Source organism: Nocardioides sp. P86 (assembly GCF_023712465.1).
Classification (GTDB): Bacteria; Actinomycetota; Actinomycetes; order Propionibacteriales; family Nocardioidaceae; genus Nocardioides; species Nocardioides kribbensis.
The window spans coordinates 767,397-785,801 of sequence record NZ_JAMAYE010000001.1; the positions used below are offsets into that span (position 1 = coordinate 767,397).

Annotated in this window: 18 protein-coding genes; 4 read left to right on the forward strand and 14 right to left on the reverse strand. The window is 75.2% G+C overall.

Annotated features, from left to right (window positions below; all coding sequences use genetic code 11):
• Positions 1-64 precede the first annotated feature (64 nt).
• On the reverse strand, positions 65-1,402 hold the full coding sequence (locus tag M3673_RS03540) for a hypothetical protein (protein WP_251531621.1): 1,338 nt from the start codon (positions 1,400-1,402) through the stop codon (positions 65-67).
• A gap of 3 nt (positions 1,403-1,405) precedes the next feature.
• Complete coding sequence (locus tag M3673_RS03545) at positions 1,406-2,002, reverse strand: hypothetical protein (protein WP_251531623.1); 597 nt, start codon at positions 2,000-2,002, stop codon at positions 1,406-1,408.
• Positions 2,003-2,220: 218 nt separating this feature from the next.
• Here M3673_RS03545 and M3673_RS03550 point away from each other — a divergent pair, with 218 nt between their 5' ends.
• The gene (locus M3673_RS03550; protein WP_056862290.1) at positions 2,221-2,460 is read left to right on the forward strand and encodes a helix-turn-helix domain-containing protein; all 240 of its coding nucleotides are present in this window, start codon (positions 2,221-2,223) and stop codon (positions 2,458-2,460) included.
• 46 nt (positions 2,461-2,506) lie between these two features.
• Here the strand turns inward: M3673_RS03550 and M3673_RS03555 are convergent, their stop codons facing one another.
• The 3 genes from M3673_RS03555 to sigE all read right to left on the reverse strand — a co-directional run bounded on the left by M3673_RS03555 (position 2,507) and on the right by sigE (position 5,515).
• On the reverse strand, positions 2,507-3,916 hold the full coding sequence (locus tag M3673_RS03555) for a S1C family serine protease (RefSeq protein ID WP_251531625.1): 1,410 nt from the start codon (positions 3,914-3,916) through the stop codon (positions 2,507-2,509).
• A gap of 358 nt (positions 3,917-4,274) precedes the next feature.
• Positions 4,275-4,883, reverse strand: a complete 609-nt coding sequence (locus tag M3673_RS03560; RefSeq protein ID WP_251531627.1) for a zf-HC2 domain-containing protein — start codon at positions 4,881-4,883, stop codon at positions 4,275-4,277.
• Positions 4,880-5,515 (reverse strand): RNA polymerase sigma factor SigE, encoded by a 636-nt coding sequence (gene sigE, locus M3673_RS03565; protein ID WP_056862877.1) that lies wholly within the window; start codon positions 5,513-5,515, stop codon positions 4,880-4,882. The genes M3673_RS03560 and sigE overlap by 4 nt, the downstream gene beginning before the upstream one ends.
• Before the next feature lie 451 nt (positions 5,516-5,966).
• Here sigE and M3673_RS03570 point away from each other — a divergent pair, with 451 nt between their 5' ends.
• Positions 5,967-6,608, forward strand: coding sequence for an O-methyltransferase (locus tag M3673_RS03570; RefSeq protein WP_374108186.1), 642 nt, complete (start codon positions 5,967-5,969; stop codon positions 6,606-6,608).
• A 295-nt stretch (positions 6,609-6,903) separates the two neighbouring features.
• Here the strand turns inward: M3673_RS03570 and M3673_RS03575 are convergent, their stop codons facing one another.
• From M3673_RS03575 to M3673_RS03605, 7 genes are all read right to left on the reverse strand, one after another.
• Positions 6,904-8,508 (reverse strand): leucyl aminopeptidase, encoded by a 1,605-nt coding sequence (locus tag M3673_RS03575; RefSeq protein WP_251531630.1) that lies wholly within the window; start codon positions 8,506-8,508, stop codon positions 6,904-6,906.
• Between the two features lie 7 nt (positions 8,509-8,515).
• The gene (locus tag M3673_RS03580; RefSeq protein ID WP_082499897.1) at positions 8,516-8,683 is read right to left on the reverse strand and encodes a DUF3117 domain-containing protein; all 168 of its coding nucleotides are present in this window, start codon (positions 8,681-8,683) and stop codon (positions 8,516-8,518) included.
• A 230-nt stretch (positions 8,684-8,913) separates the two neighbouring features.
• Complete coding sequence (locus M3673_RS03585; RefSeq protein ID WP_193665147.1) at positions 8,914-9,336, reverse strand: hypothetical protein; 423 nt, start codon at positions 9,334-9,336, stop codon at positions 8,914-8,916.
• Positions 9,337-9,351: 15 nt separating this feature from the next.
• A complete protein-coding gene (locus M3673_RS03590; protein WP_251531633.1) occupies positions 9,352-9,768 on the reverse strand; it encodes a DivIVA domain-containing protein in 417 nt (138 codons plus the stop codon).
• Positions 9,768-10,499 carry a TIGR00730 family Rossman fold protein gene (locus tag M3673_RS03595; protein ID WP_251531634.1) on the reverse strand — a complete coding sequence of 244 codons (732 nt, stop codon included), beginning with the start codon at positions 10,497-10,499 and terminating at the stop codon, positions 9,768-9,770. Before M3673_RS03595 ends, M3673_RS03590 begins: the two co-directional genes overlap by 1 nt.
• Positions 10,496-11,635: a succinyl-diaminopimelate desuccinylase gene (gene dapE / locus M3673_RS03600; RefSeq protein WP_251531635.1), complete on the reverse strand. Its 1,140-nt coding sequence runs from the start codon at positions 11,633-11,635 to the stop codon at positions 10,496-10,498. Before dapE ends, M3673_RS03595 begins: the two co-directional genes overlap by 4 nt.
• Before the next feature lie 288 nt (positions 11,636-11,923).
• Positions 11,924-12,097, reverse strand: coding sequence for a CsbD family protein (locus tag M3673_RS03605; RefSeq protein ID WP_082503152.1), 174 nt, complete (start codon positions 12,095-12,097; stop codon positions 11,924-11,926).
• A gap of 149 nt (positions 12,098-12,246) precedes the next feature.
• On the opposite strand from M3673_RS03605, the gene M3673_RS03610 reads away from it, so the two are divergent.
• Complete coding sequence (locus tag M3673_RS03610; RefSeq protein ID WP_251531636.1) at positions 12,247-12,876, forward strand: hypothetical protein; 630 nt, start codon at positions 12,247-12,249, stop codon at positions 12,874-12,876.
• Between the two features lie 204 nt (positions 12,877-13,080).
• Positions 13,081-13,896 (forward strand): TetR/AcrR family transcriptional regulator C-terminal domain-containing protein, encoded by an 816-nt coding sequence (locus M3673_RS03615; protein ID WP_251531637.1) that lies wholly within the window; start codon positions 13,081-13,083, stop codon positions 13,894-13,896.
• 10 nt (positions 13,897-13,906) lie between these two features.
• Here M3673_RS03615 and M3673_RS03620 read toward each other — a convergent pair whose 3' ends face one another.
• Both M3673_RS03620 and ileS read right to left on the reverse strand, forming a co-directional pair.
• On the reverse strand, positions 13,907-14,575 hold the full coding sequence (locus tag M3673_RS03620; protein WP_251531639.1) for a VOC family protein: 669 nt from the start codon (positions 14,573-14,575) through the stop codon (positions 13,907-13,909).
• A 70-nt stretch (positions 14,576-14,645) separates the two neighbouring features.
• The gene (gene ileS / locus M3673_RS03625; RefSeq protein ID WP_251531641.1) at positions 14,646-17,963 is read right to left on the reverse strand and encodes an isoleucine--tRNA ligase; all 3,318 of its coding nucleotides are present in this window, start codon (positions 17,961-17,963) and stop codon (positions 14,646-14,648) included.
• Positions 17,964-18,405: the final 442 nt, after the last annotated feature.

Here is an 18,405-nt window from a genome sequence, read left to right on the forward strand (position 1 = left end):
GCGCTGCGGGCGCTGCGGAGCACCGCATCGGTGGACGCACCGGTCGCCGGGTCGCGCCCGGGGCTCACCGGGTGCGTCGGCGCGCCCGCGCGCCCCGGCCCGGGCGGGGTGAGGCGTGCTCGCGCGCCACGTCAGGGACGAGGGCGTCGGCGAGCGGCGCCAGGGCGCGCACGAGCGGGGTGTCCCCCGACTCGGTGAGCGTGCGACCCGCGACGAGGGCGCGATCGACCCCGGCCCGGTCGTCGGGCAGGAAGTGCAGGCCCTCCACCCGGCCGAAGCCGGCCACCATCGCCGCGACGTCCTTCTCGCTCCAGCCGAGGGTCGACCGCATCCGGTTGACCACGACGTGGACCGGACGCCCCCCGGTGTGCTCGTGGAGCTCGGCCAGGCCGCGGGCCAGCCGCGAGAGGCCCACGGGGTCGGGCGTGCCCACCACCACGAGGGTGTCGGCCACGTCGACGGCGGCCAGGGTGAGGTGGTTGCGCCCCGGTCGCCCCGACAGCTCCGCACCGAGGTCGCCCTCGAGGCTCGCCCCGGTGTCGACCACCACCTGCGCCTGCTCCCTGCCGACCTCCAGCAGGTGCTCCAGGGCGCCGGCCCTCACCTCGGCCCAGCGGTCGGCACGCGGCAGGCCCGTCACCACCGAGAGGTGCGGCCCCAGGGAGCGCTGCACACTGGCGAACCGCTCCTCGACCATGCCCGCCGAGGCCAGTCGCGCCGCGGCGAGCAGGCCCGAGACCTCGTCGAGGATGCCCAGCTGCTGGGCCACCGCCCCTCCCTGGGGGTCGGCGTCGACCAGCACCGTGCGCGCGCCGCGCCCGGCCAGGACCGCCGCGAGACCGGCGGCGATCGTCGTACGACCCGGGGCGCCGGCGGGGCCCCACACCGTGACCACGCGGCCGGGCACCGACGGGGACGCGGGGGCCGCGGCGGGCCGGTCGCGCGCCGACTCGGGCTCCGACGGAGCGGGACGCGGCGCGGTGGGGGCCGCGGGGACCGGGTCGCCGCCGCCGGCCGGGCGTGTGGGCGGCGGCGGCTCCTCCGGCGCGGTGACCGCCTCGGGCAGGGAGTCGAGGCGCGTCTCCGGCACGATCGAGGAGATCGCGATGCGCGAGGCCCGCAGCCGGGCCGCCTCCGGGGAGTACACGGAGGGCACGACGGCGACCGGCCGCACGCCGTGGCGGCGCAGGTGGTCGACGGCGGCCAGGTCGAGGCCCGGGGAGTCCAGGCCGAGCACGGCGACGTCGGCCTGACCGGCGGCGGCCGAGGCGAGCAGGTCGTCGACGTCGACGCAGCGCTTGAGCACGACCACGCCGGGGCGGGCGTTGAGGTGCTGCAGCGCCGGGGACTCCCACGCCGCCCCGGAGGCGACGACCAGGACGACGGCGGTGCGGTCAGGCACGGGTCAGCCCCCCAGCAGCACGGTCACGACCGGGTCGCCCAGCGAGGCCAGCAGGGCGAAGTACCGGTCGGCCTGCTCGGGGCTCATCGCGAGGTCGAGACGCTGCTGGCCCGAGGCCGCGAAGCCCTCGGAGTCGGCGGCCACGCCCACCACCGAGAGGCCCTCGATGCGGCTCTCCTCGGCGTCGGCCGCTCCCGCCGCGCCGGCGTCGCCCTCCGCGAGCGCGCCGGCACCGTCGAGCACGTAGATGTCGACGACGACGCCGGGCCCGACCCCGCTCGGCACGAGCCCGGGGTCGACCGCGACGGGCACGACGCGCAGGTCGGCCTCCCCGGCCGGACCGGTGGCCCCGCGCGGCAGCAGCTCCCCCGCCCCGACCCCCCGCACCAGGGTCAGGTCGGCCGGCAGCTCCTCGTCGGCGCTCCAGTAGCGCGCGAGGTCGGTGTCGTCGGCGAAGCGCACCCGCTGCGCCTCGAGGTCGCCGGCGTCGATCCGCTCACCCGGGCCGAGGTCGTCGGCGGCCGCCCAGACCGCGACCGTCTCGTCGGCCGCGGCCAGCAGGCGCGCACCGAGCACGACGGAGCCCGCCACGATGGCCACCCCGATCCACAGCCGCGGGTCGCGCCATCCCGGTGACCGCGTGCGCTGCGCGGCGGGCGGCGCGAGGGCCGCCGACGGCTGGGGTGGTGACGGAGTGCTCCCGAGTTTCCTGGCCACGCCGCCATCATGCCCAGCGGCGCCGGAGACAGACACCGTCTCTCCACAGGTCCGGACCACCGCTCGTGCCGCGCGTCGGAGGCAGGTGCGACGATGGAGCCATGGCGTCGCCTCGCTTCCTCACCCTCGCCGACGTGGCCGAGGTGCTCAACACCTCCAGCGCCCAGGTCTACGCGCTGGTGCGCCGCGGCGACCTGCCGGCGATCAAGATCGGCGGCCGCGGCCAGTGGCGCGTGGAGTCGGAGCAGCTGGAGCAGTTCATCGAGCGGATGTACGCCGAGACCCGCACGTTCGTCGACGAGCACCCCTACGTCGAGGCCGCCGAGCGCCCCGAGCCCTAGCGGTGGTGCCTGGCCGGGCGCCGCCAGGCGCCCGACGCCTCCGGGCTCAGCCGACCTCGGAGCGCAGCACGACGTCGACCTGCCGCTCCTCGCCGCCGCGCTGCACGGTGAGCTCGATGGTCTCGCCGGGCTGGTTCGAGCGGATGCTGACGATGAGGGCGATGCCGTCGGTGACGCGCTCGCCGTCGACCGCGGTGACCACGTCGCCCTCCTCCAGGCCGGCCTCGGCCGCGGCGCCGTCGGCCACGACCCGGCTGATCTCGGCGCCGTCGCCGCCCTGCCCGCCGGTCTGCACCTCGGCACCGATCACGGGGTAGCTGGCCTCGCCCGTGCGCAGGATCTGGTCGGCGGTGATGCGCACCTGCTCGACGGGGATCGCGAAGCCGACGCCGATGTTGCCCGACTCCCCGCCCAGCCCGCCGCCGGTGGTGGCGATGGCGGAGTTGACGCCGACGACCTGGCCGAGCAGGTTGACCAGCGGCCCGCCGGAGTTGCCGGGGTTGATGGCGGCGTCGGTCTGCACGGCGTTGATGTAGGAGGACTGGTCGGCCGACTGGCCGGTCGTCACGGGGCGCTGCAGGGCGCTGACGATGCCCGCGGTCACGGTGGAGCTGAGGCCCAGCGGGGAGCCGAAGGCCACGACGGTCTCGCCGACGCGGAGCTTGCCGGACGCCCCGAGCGAGGCGGGCTCGAGCCCGGTGGCCTCCTCGCTGACGAGGACGGCCAGGTCGTAGACGGGGCTGCGGCCCACGACGGTGGCGTCGTAGCGGTTGCCGTCCTGGTCGACGATCTCGATCGGACCACCGTCGTCGGCGGCGTCGGCCACGACGTGGTTGTTGGTGACGATGTGACCCTGCCGGTCGAGCACGAAGCCCGACCCGGTGGCGCCGCCGTCCTGGCCCTCGAACTCCGCGACGATCTGCACCGTGCTCGGCAGCAGGGCGTCGGCGACCGCCGCGACCGTGCCGTCCTCGGCGGCCAGCGGGGCCTCGGTGACCGTGTCGACGCCCGCGAGGCCGTCGGCGACGGTGCCGGGGGTGTCATCGGAGCGCAGGTTCTCGTAGCCGACGCTGCCGGCCACGCCGCCGAGCACGCCCACCACCAGCGCGAGCACGGCGACCACGGGCCACACCCAGCCGCTCACGCGTCCCTTGGTCGTCGCGTGGCGCGCGTGCGGCTGGCCCGGGTGAGCGCCGGGCTGGGCCGGCTGGCCTGCGAAGCCCCCCACGGGGAAGGGCGTGGTGCCGGGCGCGGGGTAGCCGCCCCACGGCTCGCGGTAGGGCGCCGGCTGCTGCTGCGGAGGCACCCAGGAGGGCGGGGTCGACCGGTCGGCGGGAGCCTCGTGGGGCGCCGGCGCCTGCCAGGACCCCGCCGGGTCGTGCGCGGCAGGAGGCAGCGGACCCACCGGCTGCGTGGGCTCGCCGTCGGCCTGGCCGTGCTGGTGCTCGTCGTTCACCGCACCATCATGACCGGTGGCCCGCAACCGCTGCAGGCCCGGAGGGGTGGACCACCGCCGCGGCCGGCCGCGTCGGCGTCCGGCCGGGCGCGGGTCGGCGCCGGTCGGGGTCGGCGCCGGTGCCGGTGCCGCTCGGCGCCGGTCGGGGTCGGTCGGGGTCGGTGCGGGCCAGTGCGGGTCGGCGCCGGTCGGGATCGGTGCGGGTCGGGCTCTGCGGCTCAGCGCCGGTCGGGGTCGGCGCGGGTCGGCGCCGGTCGGGGCCGTTGCGGGTCGGGCTCTGCGGCTCAGCGCCGGTCGGGGTCGGCGCGGGTCGGGGTCGGTGCGGGTCGGGCTCGGTGCAGGTCGGGCTCGGTGCGGCTCAGCGCTGGTCGGGGTCGGCGGCGGTGGCCACCGACCAGCCCAGGGCGGGTCCGACCACGGGGCCGAGCCCGGCGGAGGCGATCGAGGCCACGGTGGCGGGCGCGGGGTCGGCGGAGCGCGGCGAGGAGGTCGACGGGGACGCGGCGTCGACCGGCCGGTCGATCGAGGCCGCCGGCGGACGCCGGTCGCCGGTGGGCGCCGTGGCCGGCGCGACACCCAGGGCCAGCACCCCGAGCACGGCCGCCCCGAGGGCGCCGCCTCCCAGCGCGACGACGGCCGGGGCGCGACGCGACCGGGCGGGCGGGTGCGACCAGCCGCGCGGGGCGACGCCCGCGGCGTGGTCGGCGCCGAAGGCGCCCAGCGACGCGGCCGGTCCGGGCCCGGCGTACGGGGGGACGCCGAGGATGGAGCCCTTGAGCGCCGACGGCGCCGAGCCGGCCGGGTCGCCGGACAGTCCCGAGAGCCGGGTCTTGATCCAGCCCTCGCGCTCGACGAGGTCGCGGCAGGAGTGGCAGCTGTGCACGTGGGCCCAGGCGCGCTCCTCCTCCTCGCCCGACAGCTGGCCGTCGAGGAGGGCGCTGACGCGGGGGCCGAGGTGCCCGATCACCGCTGCGCCCCGCCGGAGACCTGCACCGCGACCGGCGGCGCGTCGGCGGCCGGACCGGAGTAGCGCAGGCGGCCGGCCGAGGGGGCGCGGTGGGACAGGGCGGTGCGGAGCATGGCGCGGCCGCGGTGGATGCGGGAGCGCACGGTGCCGAGCTTGGCGTCGAGGATCTGGGCGATCTCGTCGTAGGACAGGCCCTCGACGTCGCAGAGCACGACCGCGGCGCGGAAGTCGGGGGGCAGCGTGGCCAGGGCCCGCTCGATGTCGTCGTCGAACTGCTGGTCGGCGAAGGCCGCGTCGGGGGCCGGGGAGCTGCTGGTGAGCCGGTCGGCCCGCTCGTCGGAGAGGGCGTCGAAGCGGATCCGCTGCTTGCGACGCGCCTGGTCGAGGAAGAGGTTGGTGGTGATGCGGTGCAGCCAGCCCTCGAAGGTGCCGGGGGTGTAGGAGTCCAGCGAGCGGAAGACCCGCACGAAGACCTCCTGGGTGAGGTCCTCGGCGTCGTGACGGTTGCCGGTGAGGCGGTAGGCCAGGCGGTAGACGCGGTCGGAGTGGCGCTCGACGACCTCGTCCCAGCTCGGCACCTCCGGCGGCGTGCCGGACCCGACGACCGTGTCGTCGACCTGTCGAGCCTCCATCGCGGTCCCCTTCGACCTGAGCAGCATCGCGTCCTCCCCCACACCGTAGGGACCCTGTCTGAGGAAACCCTGTGAGCCGGTGCGCTTCGTGCCTCGTCCTGCTCAACGTGCTCGGGGGGCTGGGCGTTCCCGGCGCGGGTTTCACCAGCCGACTGGCGAAACCCGCACCTGTCGGCCGACGCGTGGGCCGACAGGTGCGGGTCCGGGCCGACAGCTGTGACGGGTGGTGCCGGTGGTGCGGGCGGCGGGGCCGGCGGGTACGGCGGGCCGGGCGGCAGGGCCGGCGGGCCGGCAGGGCCGGCGGGCCGGCCGGCGGGACCGGCCGGGGCGGGCCCGCGCGCGGGGCGTCGCACCACCCGCACCGCAGGCGATAGGTTGGGCACCCCCACCGTGCCGCGCGGGGCACCCGCCCCGCCGGACCGTCCCTCAGGAGGCCGTCATCACCACCCCGATCACCGCAGCGAGCTGGTCCTACGCCGAGGCCCACGTCGCCGAGGACGAGGTGGTCTCGGCCGCGCGCGCCCGCGCCGAGGAGGTCGGCGTGGTCGCCATCAGCCCCGGCGGCGGGGCGGCCCTGCGCTTCCTGGCCTCGGTGCTCGACGCGCGCGCGGTCGTCGAGATCGGCACCGGCACGGGCGTCTCGGGCCTGTGGCTGCTGCGGGGCATGCGCTCCGACGGTGTGCTGACCACCGTCGACATCGAGGCCGAGCACCAGCGCCTGGCGCGCCAGGGCTTCTCCGAGGCCGGCATCCCCAGCCAGCGGGCCCGCACCATCTCCGGCTCCGCCCTCGACGTGCTCCCCCGCCTCACCGACGGCCACTACGACCTCGTCTTCTGCGACGGCGACAAGTCGGAGTACTCCGCCTACCTCGCCGAGGCCCTCCGCCTGCTGCGCCCCGGCGGCGTGGTGGCCTTCGACAACGCCCTGTGGCACGACAAGGTCGCCGATGCCGCCCAGCGCGACTCCGAGACCGTCGCCATCCGCGAGTTGGGCCGCGAGATCGCCGCCCACGAGGGCCTGCTCTCGGTGCTGCTGCCGGTCGGCGACGGCCTGCTGTGCGCCAAGAAGGTCTGGGACCCCGCCGCGGTCTGACCGACCCGTACGCCGCTGGCGCCCCGACCGCCCGCGCCCCCGACCCCGCGGGCCGGGCGTGCCCGCGCGCCCACCACGAGTGCAGCCCCACGAAGCCGCGCCGACCGCCCCGGACGGCCCCAAACGGAGCTGAGCCCGGTAACCCCGGCCCGGTCACCGGTCGCCCTGAACGGGGCCGGGCCCGCGCGCACCCCGGGCCCGCGTGTCGATCCCGCGCCGGTCGGAGCCCGCGACGGGCCCGACCGCACGCACCAGCGCCGCCGGTCGCCGGGGGCGTGCAGCCCCCGGGCGGGCCTCAGGCCCCGCGCACCCCGGCGAGCGGGTCGTCGCCGCCCAGCCAGGCCAGCAGGGTGCGGGCACCGAAGCCGGTGGGGCCGGCGGTCCACTCGTGGAAGTCGGAGGGGGCGTCACCGGCGGAGGCGATGTCGAGGTGGGCCCACGGCACGTCGCCGACGAAGTGCTGGAGGAAGAGCGCGGCGGTGATGGCGCCCGGCCCGCCGCCCGCGTTGTCGGCGTCGGCGACCTTGGAGGCGATCTTCTCCTCGTAGACCTCGGCGAGCGGGAAGCGCCAGAAGGGCTCGCCCGCCGACTCGGCGGCGTCCTCGAGCGCACCGGCGAGGGCGTCGTCGTTGGCGAAGTAACCGCCCGTGCGCTGCCCGAGCGCGACCTTCATCGCCCCGGTGAGGGTGGCGACGTCGACCATGGCGGCGGGCTCGATCTCGGCGGCGGCGTAGGCGAGGGCGTCGGCCATGACCAGGCGGCCCTCGGCGTCGGTGTTGGTGACCTCGGAGGTGCGTCCGCCCCAGTGGCGCAGCACGTCGCCGGGTCGCACGGAGTCGCCGGAGACGGCGTTCTCGGCCGCGGGCACGAGGCCGACCACCCTGACCGGGCAGCCGACGGCGCCGAGCGCGGCCATGGTGGCGATCACGACGGCCCCGCCGGTCATGTCGCGCTTCATCGTCGTCATGGCCTCGCCGGGCTTGATCGAGAGGCCACCGGTGTCGAAGGTGATGCCCTTGCCGACGAGCACCACGGTCGGGGTGCGGCGCGACGCGCCGTCGGGGGTGTAGTCGAGCCGGATCAGCCGCGGCGGCGTGGCCGAGGCCTGACCGACGCCGACGATGCCGCCGAAGCCCTCGGCGACGAGCTCGCGCTCGTCCCAGACGCGTACGGCGAGCCCGGCCTCCTCGGCCGCGGCGACGGCCTGGTCGGCGAGCCAGGCGGGGCTCTTGAGGTTGGAGGGCACGGTGGCCAGCAGCCGGGCGCGCCACCCGGCGCCGCCGACGGCGATGGCGCGGGCGAGCACGTGGGCCTCGGAGTCGGGCAGGTCGGTGAGGACCACCCTCTCGACGGGGCCCTGCGCGGGCGGCTCGGACTTCCAGTGGAAGACGAAGGAGCCCAGCATCAGGCCGACCACGAAGGCCTCGAGGCCCGCGGAGTCGGCGACGGCCGGCACGGAGGTGGCCACGGCCGAGCGACCCTTGGTCGCCCGGGCGAGCGCCGCGCCGGCGCGGCGCAGGTCGGTGGGGCTCTGCTTGCCGGTGCCGACGAGCAGGACCGAGCGGAGCTCGGCGTTGTCGGGGCCCCCCAGCGGCACCGGCAGACGGGTGATCTCCCCTGCCCTGCCGGTGGCCTTCTCGGCCTCCAGCAGGGCGATCAGGTCGACGCCGAGCAGCTCGGAGAGCTCCTCGGCGCCCGGACCCAGCAGCAGCCGGGGCCCGGGGTCGTCCGCACGGCGCTCGCCGGCGTCGCGGTCGTCCTCGTCGGTCTGCAGGACCGGGAGGGCGACCACGTCGACGCCGAGGATCGCGTGGGGGCCGAGGTCGCTGAGCGCGAACCCCGGCGGGGTGACCTGGGTGGGGAGGGTGTGACCCGCTGTCGGAGCCGTCGTGGGGGGCATCAGCCGATCAGCCGACGACGTCCTTGAGGGCGTCGCCGAGATTCCCGGCCTCCTCGGCGTTGAGCTCGACCACCAGTCGGCCACCACCCTCGAGCGGGACGCGCATGACGATGCCGCGTCCTTCCTTGGTGACCTCCAGCGGACCGTCGCCCGTCCGCGGCTTCATCGCCGCCATCCGGCACCTCTTCCCCACATGTCGTGAACTCAGGTGTGCGCGCCGGGGTCGCGGGTGCGTCCCGGTCGTGCGTGACCATTATCCCCCATGGACCCTCCGACCGGGAGCACCGCCTCGTGGTTGGTCACGGCCGCGCGCTCGCGGACGCCGCTCGCGACCGTCCTCGTGCGCCCCCGCGCGGGCCTCCGCGCGGCGAGCCGGTCCTCCCGCGACGCCGGCCGGGGGCGGCCTCAGACCGCGGAGCTGACGTAGGCGTAGGTGAACACGACGACCCCCGCGGCCATGCCGAGGTGGGCCAGCAGGGAGAGCCACGGTCCTCCTGCCCACGCGTCGGAGGTGCCCTCCCCCGCGTGGCGCCCCTTGCTGGGCAGCCAGCGGGCCAGCAGCAGCAGCCCGGCGCCGGCCACGACCCACCAGAAGCCGAGCGCGACGACCCCGACCAGTGCGCTGCCGGGCGCGGAGTCGTCGGGCGAGACCAGGAAGACCGTCCACACGACCAGTGCGAGGATCCCGGCGAGCAGGTGCACGGTGAGCAGCCGGCGCGGCACGACGTGGCGCCCGCCCCCTCCTGCGGCCCCTCCGAGCCGCAGCCTGGTCAGCACGACGACGAGCGCCGCGAGGGCGGTCAGGACGTAGACGACCGGTTCGAGCACGCGGGAGAGTGTGCCCTACGGCTGTGGCGCGTCGCCACGACCGCCCGCGGCCCGGTCGTGGCCACCGCCGTCGTACGGCGCAGCAGCGTCGCCGTCGTACGGCGCAGCAGCGTCGCCGTCGGCGGGCCCCTCTGCCTCCGCGGCAGCGACCTCACCTGCGGCGGTCCCACCGGCCCCGCCGGCCCCGTCGCGCTGGTCGGCGAGCTGGTCGGCGAGCCTGGCGAGCAGGGCGTCGACCTCGTCCATGCGGTAGCCGCGCAGGGCCAGGGAGAAGCGCACGCGTCGCAGGTCGTCGGGGCGCAGCGGTCCGGCCGCGGGCACGAGGGCGTCGGGCCGGTCGTCGTAGGCCGGGGCGAGCGGGGTGCCGCGGCCCGAGGCGACCACGGCGATCCCGCCCAGGAGGAGCACGCCGAGGACGGCGAGGAACCACATCACGACGCACGCTCCCCTCGGGCACGCACCATGAGGTCGACGGCCTCGTCGAGGTCGTCGGTGAGCACCATCATGTCGAGGTCGGCGGTGGAGATCTTGCCGTCGGCGAGCACGGTGTCGCGCAGCCAGGCCAGCAGCCCCGACCAGTAGTCGACGCCGAGCAGCACGACGGGGAAGCGGGTGACCTTCTGGGTCTGCACGAGCGTGAGGGCCTCGAAGAGCTCGTCGAGGGTGCCGAGGCCGCCGGGCAGGACGACGAAGCCCTGGGCGTACTTGACGAACATCGTCTTGCGGGCGAAGAAGTAGCGGAAGTTGACCCCGATGTCGACCCACTCGTTGAGGCCGGACTCGAAGGGCAGCTCGATGCCGAGCCCGACGCTGAGGCCGCCGGCCTCGCTCGCGCCCTTGTTGGCGGCCTCCATGGCGCCGGGCCCGCCGCCGGTCATCACGGCGAAGCCCGCGTCGACCAGGCGACGGCCCAGCTCCTCGCCCTGGGCGTAGGAGGGGTGGTCGAGCGGGGTGCGGGCGGAGCCGAAGACGCCGATCGCCGGGCCGAGCTCGGCCAGCGCCCCGAAGCCCTCCACGAACTCAGCCTGGATGCGCAGCACCCGCCACGGGTCGGTGTGGACCCAGTCGGAGGGCCCGCGGGAGTCGAGCAGGCGCTGGTCGGTGGTGGAGCCGTCGACCTGGTCGCGGCGCTGGATGACCGGACCCTTGAACTTGTGCCTCACGCGTCCTGCTCCCCGCCCTGCTCCCCGCCCTGCTCCCCGCGGCCCTGCTCCCCGCGCAGCCAGGCGGCGAGCTGTCGCTCGCAGCGCAGCACCTGCTCGACCGGCACGTGCTCCTCCTGCTTGTGGGCCAGGAGCGGGTCGCCGGGTCCGTAGTTGACCGCCGGCACGCCCAGGGCGCTGAAGCGGGCGACGTCGGTCCAGCCGAACTTGGGGTTGGCCACGCCGCCGACCGCCTCGAGGAAGGCCTTGGCGGCGGGCTGGTCGAGCCCGGGCAGCGCGCCGGGGGCGGTGTCGGTGAGGGTGACGTCGTAGCCGTCGAAGAAGTCGCGCACGAAGGCCTCGGCCTCGGCCTCGGAGCGGTCGGGCGCGAAGCGGAAGTTGACCTCGACGACGCACTCGTCGGGCAGCACGTTGCCCGCGACCCCGCCGCGGATGAAGACCGCGTTGAGCCCCTCGTGGTACTCCAGGCCGTCGATGACCGGTCGCCGCGCCTCGTAGCCGGCGAGCCGGGCCAGCACGTCGGCGGCCCCGTGGATGGCGTTGACGCCCTTCCAGCTGCGCGCGGAGTGGGCGCGCTCCCCGCGGGTGCGGACCTCGACGCGCAGCGTGCCCTGGCAGCCGGCCTCGACCACGGCGTCGGAGGGCTCCATGAGGATCGCGAAGTCGCCGGTCATCAGCTCGGGGTCCGACTGGGAGAGCTTGTGGAGGCCGTTGAACTCGGCGTCGATCTCCTCGGCCTCGTAGAGCACGTAGGTCACGTCGCGCACCGGCGCGGTCACGGTGGCGGCCAGGCGCAGGATGACGGCGTCGCCGCCCTTCATGTCGCAGGTGCCGAGGCCGTGCAGCAGACCGGTGGCCTCGTCGAGACGGCTGGGCATGTTGTCGTTGACCGGCACGGTGTCGAGGTGGCCCGCGATCACGACGCGGTCGCCCAGGCCCAGGTCGGTGCGCGCCACCACCGTGTGGCCGCGGCGCACCACCTCCAGGTGGGGCAGGGCCCGCAGCGCCTCCTCCACCGCGTCGGCGATGTCGCGCTCGCCCAGGCTGACCGACTCGATGTCGCACAGCTGGCGGGTGAGGGTGACCGCGTCGGCGGTCAGGTCGAGCACGGGGGTCGTCACGGGCGTCTGCGGCATGGCGCTAGTCAACCAGCCGGGGCGCGCGCCGGGCCCGGGCGGCGCGCGACGCCCTGGCGTACGCCGGACGACCGGGCGGTGTCCGGACGCACCACGACCCCCGACGGCAGTCGGGGGTCGTGGTGGCTGCGCGCGAGCGGCGCTCGGCCGCGGAGGTCTCGGGGACCTCAGCGACGGCGCTCGCCCTGCTTGAGCTTGTCCTTGGCGAACTTGACCCCGAAGAGGGCCAGCAGCTTCCAGACCAGCCAGCCGAGCAGCTGGAAGATCGTGCGCTTGGGCTTGCCCACGTCAGCCCTTGAAGGCGTCCTTGACACCCTCGCCGGTCTTCTTGGCCGAGGCCGCGGCCTGGTCCTTCTTGCCCTCGGCCTCGAGCTTCTCGTTGTTGGTGACGTCGCCCACGGCCTCCTTGACCTTGCCGGCGGCGTCCTGAGCGGCGTTCTTGGCCTTGTCGGCGATACCCATGGCTACTCCTTCGTCTGTGGCCCAGGTCGGGCCTTCGGGGTGAGCAGCCACGGCGGCCGCTCCGGTTGACTTACGTCGTAAGTCAGTTTCACCGTAGCCCCCCGGTCAAACGGGCGGCCCGGTCACCACTTCGACGAAAGCAGGACGCCATGACCGCCACCTCACCCCTCGGGTCCGGGCACGACCACGACCACGACGCGACCCCGACCGAGTCGCGCCGCGACGTCGTCGACCGCGAGCGCGAGCGCTTCGGGGGCATCAAGCCCTTCGTCGCCTTCTTCGGCTGGCTCACCGCCACCGGCATGGCCGTGCTGCTGACCGCCCTCGTCGCCGCCGCCGGCGCCGGCGTGGGCCTGGTCTCCAGCGCCTCCGAGGTCGCCGACGCGGCGACCGGCAACGGCCTGCAGGCCGAGGAGATCGGCTGGGCCGGCGTCATCCTGGTGCTGGTCGTCGTCTTCCTCTCCTACTACTCCGGCGGCTACGTCGCCGGCCGCATGGCCCGCTTCGACGGCATGAAGCAGGGCTTCGCCGTGTGGGCCTGGGCCGTCGTGGCCGCGATCGTCGTGGCGATCCTCGGCGCCGTCGCCGGCTCGCAGTACGACGTGCTGGGCGACGTCAACTCCTTCCCGCGCATCCCGGTCGACGCGGGCGACCTCACCCTGCAGGCCATCGCCGTGCTCGTCGGCGTCGTCGTCGTCAGCCTGGTCGGCGCCCTGCTCGGCGGCCTGGCCGGCATGCACTTCCACCGCAAGGTCGACCGCGCCGGTCTCGGTCGCTGACCCCGGCCGACCCCGGCTGACCCCGGCCGACCCCGGCCGACCACAGCCCCCGCACCGTCCCCGCGACTCCCCCCGGTCGCGTGCTCCACCCCGTCGTCCGGGTCCACCCTCCCTCGCACGTCACCACGTGCCGGAGGGTCGGCCCGGACGACGGCGTCACCGCGGTCGTCGCTACCGTGGAACCCCCAGCCGAGGAGCACCCCCATGTCGCCCGCCGAGCACCCCGACCACGACCGGCCCGTCACCGACGCGGCCGCGGTCGGCCCTGCTCCCGGCGACGGCCCGGAGCCCCCGCTGCCCGACGCCGACGCGGCGATCGTGGCCGGCGGCGCGCCCCCCTCTGCGCGGGTGCCCCTCGACCGCGACCGGATCGTCTCCGAGGCGCTGGTCTTCCTCGAGGAGGTCGGCCCCGGCGGACTCTCGATGCGCCGCCTGGGCAAGCGCCTGGGCGTCGAGGCGATGTCGCTCTACCGCTACGTGCCGGGCAAGGAGGACCTGCTCGACGCCGTCGTCGAGTCGCTCATCTCCGGCATGTACGCCGATCCCGAGGTGCTCAGCACCCCCGACAACGGCTGGCAGGACTTCCTGCAGCGCATGGCCCACGGGGTGCGGCGCGTGGCGCTCGCCCACATCCAGGCCTTCCCGCTCGTGGCCTCGCGCCCGCCCGAGGCGCCGTGGCTGCGCCCGCCGCTGCGCAGCCTGGACTGGGTGGAGTCGTTCCTGGCCGGGCTGACCTCCGAGGGCTTCAGCGACGCGGCCGCGGTGGCGGCCTACCGCTCGTTCACCAGCTTCCTGCTGGGCAACCTGCTGCTCGAGGTCGCCTCCCACGGCGCCGACATCGGCCCCCTCGACGTCGTCGACGACGGCGAGGAGGACAACGAGGCGCTGCGGCAGCACCCGACGGTGGCGCGGCTGCGCGCCGACCTCGCCCAGGACCACTCGGCCACCGAGTTCGAGGAGGCCCTCGAGCAGCTGCTCGAGCGGATCGCGGCCACGAAGGTCGAGCTCGCCGACGGCTGAGCGGTCCCGCTCAGGACTCGGGTGCGAACACGCAGAACTCGTTGCCCTCGGGGTCGCCGAGCACCGACCAGTGCTCGGTCTCCCACCGCCGGTGCGCGCCCGCGGCGAGCAGGGCCTCGACGTCGCCGGTGACGTCCCAGTGCACCCGGTGCGGCACCGTGCGGGGCTCGGGCACCGCGTTGAAGTCCAGCGTCATCCGCTCGTCGGCGGCCACGCCGGCCACGGTCCACCAGCCGCCCTCGTCAAGCACGGCCTCGGCCCCGAGGACGTCCGCCCACCAGCGGGCCACGCGGCCCGGGTCGACGCAGTCGACCCCGATGCCGTGCAGGCGCACCGCCGGCGGCTCGGCGCGCTCGAAGGCGCAGAACTCGTTGCCCTCGGGGTCGGCCATCACGTGCCACGCGAAGCCGGTGTCGGCGGGCCGCGAGAGCACGCGCGCGCCCAGTGCGACGAGCTCCTCGACGGGGCCCGAGTCGAGGTCGAGGTGCAGCCGGTTCTTCGTCACGTGGGGCCGGTCGACGGCGTTGACCCAGATCGTGTGGCGCGGCGTGGGGCCGACCAGGTGGCGGTGCGTGGGGTCGTCGCGCTCCTCCAGGCCCGTCGCCGCCGCCCAGAAGCGTGACTGCGCCTCCACGTCGACCGCGTCGAGGCACAGGTCCTTCCACGTCGCGAGCGCCATGGGCCCACCCTGCCACGGGCCGGCCACGGGCCGGGGTCACCGGCCCGTGGCTCCCCGGCCCCGGCCGGGATCAGGCGCGGGCGACGTGCACGCCGGCCTTCTCGCCGTCGCCGACCACCACCTCGGTGGCCCCGGTGGGCGTGCCGCCCTGGTCGGGGTCGACCACCGAGAACGACGTGGCCAGGGTCTCCCGCGCGATGAGGGCCTCGTGGGTGGCGGCGGCCCCGCGCACGGCCGGGCCGCCGGTGAGGGTCAGCGCGATCCGGTCGGAGACGTCGAGGCCGGCGTCGCGGCGGGCCTGCTGCACCGCGCGCACCAGGTCGCGCGCCAGGCCCTCGGCCGCGAGCTCGGGGGTGACGGCGGTGTCGAGCACCACGAAGCCGCCGCCGCGGGGCAGCAGGCCCACCGCGGTGGTGTCGTCGGCGGCGCCGGCGACGGTCTCCAGGGTGTACTCCCCCTCGACCAGCGCGAGACCGCCCGCGGTGACGGTGCCGTCCTCGGCCACCGACCAGTCGCCCGACTTCGAGCCCTTGATCGCGACCTGCACCTCGCGCCCGAGCCGGGGTCCGGCCGCGCGCGCGTTGACGGTGAGCCGCTGCGACACGCCGTACGACGCCGCCTCGGGCGCGTCGGCGCCCAGCAGCCGCACGGTCTTGACGTTGACCTCGTCGGCGAGGATCGACTCGAAGCCGGCGAGCAGCGCGGGGTCGGCCACGACCACGGTGAGGGCCGGCAGCGGCAGCCGGTTGCGCAGCTGGCCGGCCTTGCGCAGCGCGGAGGTGGCCGAGCAGGCGTCGCGCACCTGGTCCATCGCCGTGACCAGCGCGTCGTCGCCGGGCAGCTCCTCGGGCGTCGGCCAGTCGGTGAGGTGCACCGAGCGGCCACCGGTCAGCCCGCGCCAGATCTCCTCGGTGGTGAGCGGGAGCAGCGGGGCGGTCGTGCGGCAGACGACCTCGAGCACGGTGTGGAGGGTGTCGAAGGCCGCGGCGTCGCCCTGCCAGAAGCGCTCGCGGGAGCGGCGGATGTACCAGTTGGTCAGCACGTCGAGGAAGGAGCGCGTGACGTCGCAGGCCTCGGCGACGGCGTAGTCGTCGAGGGCGCCGGTCATCTGCTCGACGTACTGGCGGGTCTTGGCCAGCAGGTAGCGGTCGAGCGGGTCGGTGGAGGCGGTGGAGCGCTGCGCGGTGTAGCCGCCCTCGCCGGCGGCGTTGGCGTAGAGCTGGAAGAAGTACCAGCTGTTCCACAGCGGCATCATCACCTGGCGCACCGAGTCGCGGATGCCCTGCTCGGTGACCACGAGGTTGCCGCCGCGCAGGATCGGGCTCGACATGAGGAACCAGCGCATGGCGTCGGCGCCGTCGCGGTCGAAGACCTCGCGCACGTCGGGGTAGTTGCGCAGCGACTTGCTCATCTTGTTGCCGTCGGAGCCCAGGACGATGCCGTGGCTGACGCAGGCCGAGAAGGCGGGCTTGTCGAAGAGCGCGGTGGCCAGGACGTGGAGGGTGTAGAACCAGCCGCGGGTCTGGCCGATGTACTCCACGATGAAGTCGCCCGGGAAGTGGCCCTTGGCCGCGGCGGTGCCGTCGAACCAGTCGGCGTTCTCGAAGGGGTAGTGCACCTGGGCGTAGGACATCGAGCCCGAGTCGAACCACACGTCGAGCACGTCGGTGACGCGGCGCATGGTGGAGCGCTCGCCCTCGGGGCGCGGGTCGTCGGGGTTGGGGCGGGTCAGCTCGTCGACCCAGGGTCGGTGCAGGTCGCGCTCGCCGTCGGCGTTGCGGGGCAGGTCGCCGAAGTCGCGCTCGAGCTCGGCGAAGGAGCCGTAGACGTCGAGGCGGGGGTAGGCCGGGTCGTCGCTCTTCCACACCGGCACCGGGGAGCCCCAGAACCGGTTGCGGGTGATCGACCAGTCGCGGGCGTTCTCCAGCCACCGGCCGAACTGGCCGTCCTGGATGTGCTCGGGCACCCAGCGGATCTGCTGGTTGAGCTCCAGCATCCGCTCCTTGATCGCGGTGACCTCGACGAACCACGACGAGACGCCCTTGTAGATGAGGGGCTCGCGGCAGCGCCAGCAGTGCGGGTAGGAGTGGTCGTAGGTCTCGCGGCGCAGCAGGACGGTGCCGGCGGTGACCGCGCCGGCCTCCTCGCCGGTGGCGCCGCGGGTGGCCGCGCGCAGGTGGTCGATCACGTGGGGGTTGGCGTCGAAGACCTGCATGCCGGCGTACTCGGTCACCGGCGCGGTGAAGCGACCGTCCTTGCCCACCGGCATGACCGCCTCGATGCCCTCGCGGTCGGTGACCTCCTTGTCGACCTCGCCGAAGGCGCCGGCGGTGTGGACCACGCCGGTGCCGTCGGTGGTCGTGACGGCGTCGTCGGCGGCCACGACCCGGAAGGCGCGGTCGTGGTCGGCGTAGTAGGAGAAGGGCGGGGTGTAGGTGAGGCCGACCAGGTCGGCGCCGCGGCGGCGGGCGAGCACGACCGGCTCGTCGCCGAGCTCGCGGGCGTAGGCGCCCAGGCGGGCCTCGGCCAGCAGGTAGCGCGCGGTCGCCTCGGTGCCGGGCACGGGCGCCTCGACGACGACGTAGTCGATGTCGGAGCCGACCATGACGGCGAGGTTGGAGGGCAGGGTCCACGGGGTGGTGGTCCAGATGAGCACCTTCGCGCCGTCGAGCTCGGCGTCGCCCTCGACGCCCTCGCGGGCGTGGAGGGTGTAGCCGACGGTGACCGCGGGGTCCTGGCGGTTCTGGTAGACGTCGTCGTCCATGCGCAGCTCGTGGTTCGACAGCGGCGTCTCGTCGTTCCAGCAGTAGGGCAGCACGCGGAAGCCCTCGTAGACCAGGCCCTTGTCGTGCAGGCTCTTGAAGGCCCAGATGACCGACTCCATGTAGTCGGGGTTCATCGTGCGGTAGTCGTGGTCGAAGTCGACCCAGCGCGCCTGGCGGGTGACGTAGTCGCGCCACTCGCCGGTGTACTTCATCACCGACTCGCGACACGCGTCGTTGAACCTGTCGATGCCCATCTCGACGATCTCGTCGGTGGTCTTGATGCCGTTGAGCCGCATCGCCTCGAGCTCGGCGGGCAGGCCGTGGGTGTCCCAGCCGAAGCGGCGCTCGACGCGCTTGCCGCGCATCGTCTGGTAGCGCGGCACGAGGTCCTTGACGTAGCCGGTGAGCAGGTGGCCGTAGTGCGGCAGCCCGTTGGCGAAGGGCGGGCCGTCGTAGAAGACGAACTCCCCCGAGCCGTCGTCGCCGGCGCTGCGCTGCTCCACCGAGGCCTGGAAGGTGCCGTCGGCGGCCCAGTAGGCCAGCACCTTCTCCTCGATCTCGGGGAAGCGCGGCGCGGACGGGACGGCGGCCTGGCCGGCCGTGGAGACCTGGGGATAGGTCATCGGGGTCATCTCCTGCGGTGCGTCGGGTCGTGGGCTGCCTCACCACGAGGACGACTCCCTGACGGGGACCGCGGTACCACCTCGCTTGCCCTGCCGCGCCGTGCGCGCCGGTGGGCGCGTGCGTCGGGCGGGGCCGCTCGTTGCGGGCTGTGACGGGCCTACCCGTCCGGGTCTAGTGAGGTCGCGCGGTCGGGGACCGCGCGGCCCGTTCTTCCGGAGGCTCGCCGCTGATGACGGCTCGAGCGCCTGTGCTCCCAGGGTAGCCAGCCGGGCCCGTCCACGGCCAACCGGTTCCCCGTCGCCCCCGCCGTACGTCGCACCGCTCGGCTCCCGCGGTGGTCCGGCGGGGTCCGGCGGGGGCCGGCGCGCGTCTTAGCGTCGCCTTGACCTTCCCTTGGAGCCGCGTTGGTGCGCACCGCCGCAGAGTGGTGCCTGTGCTCGA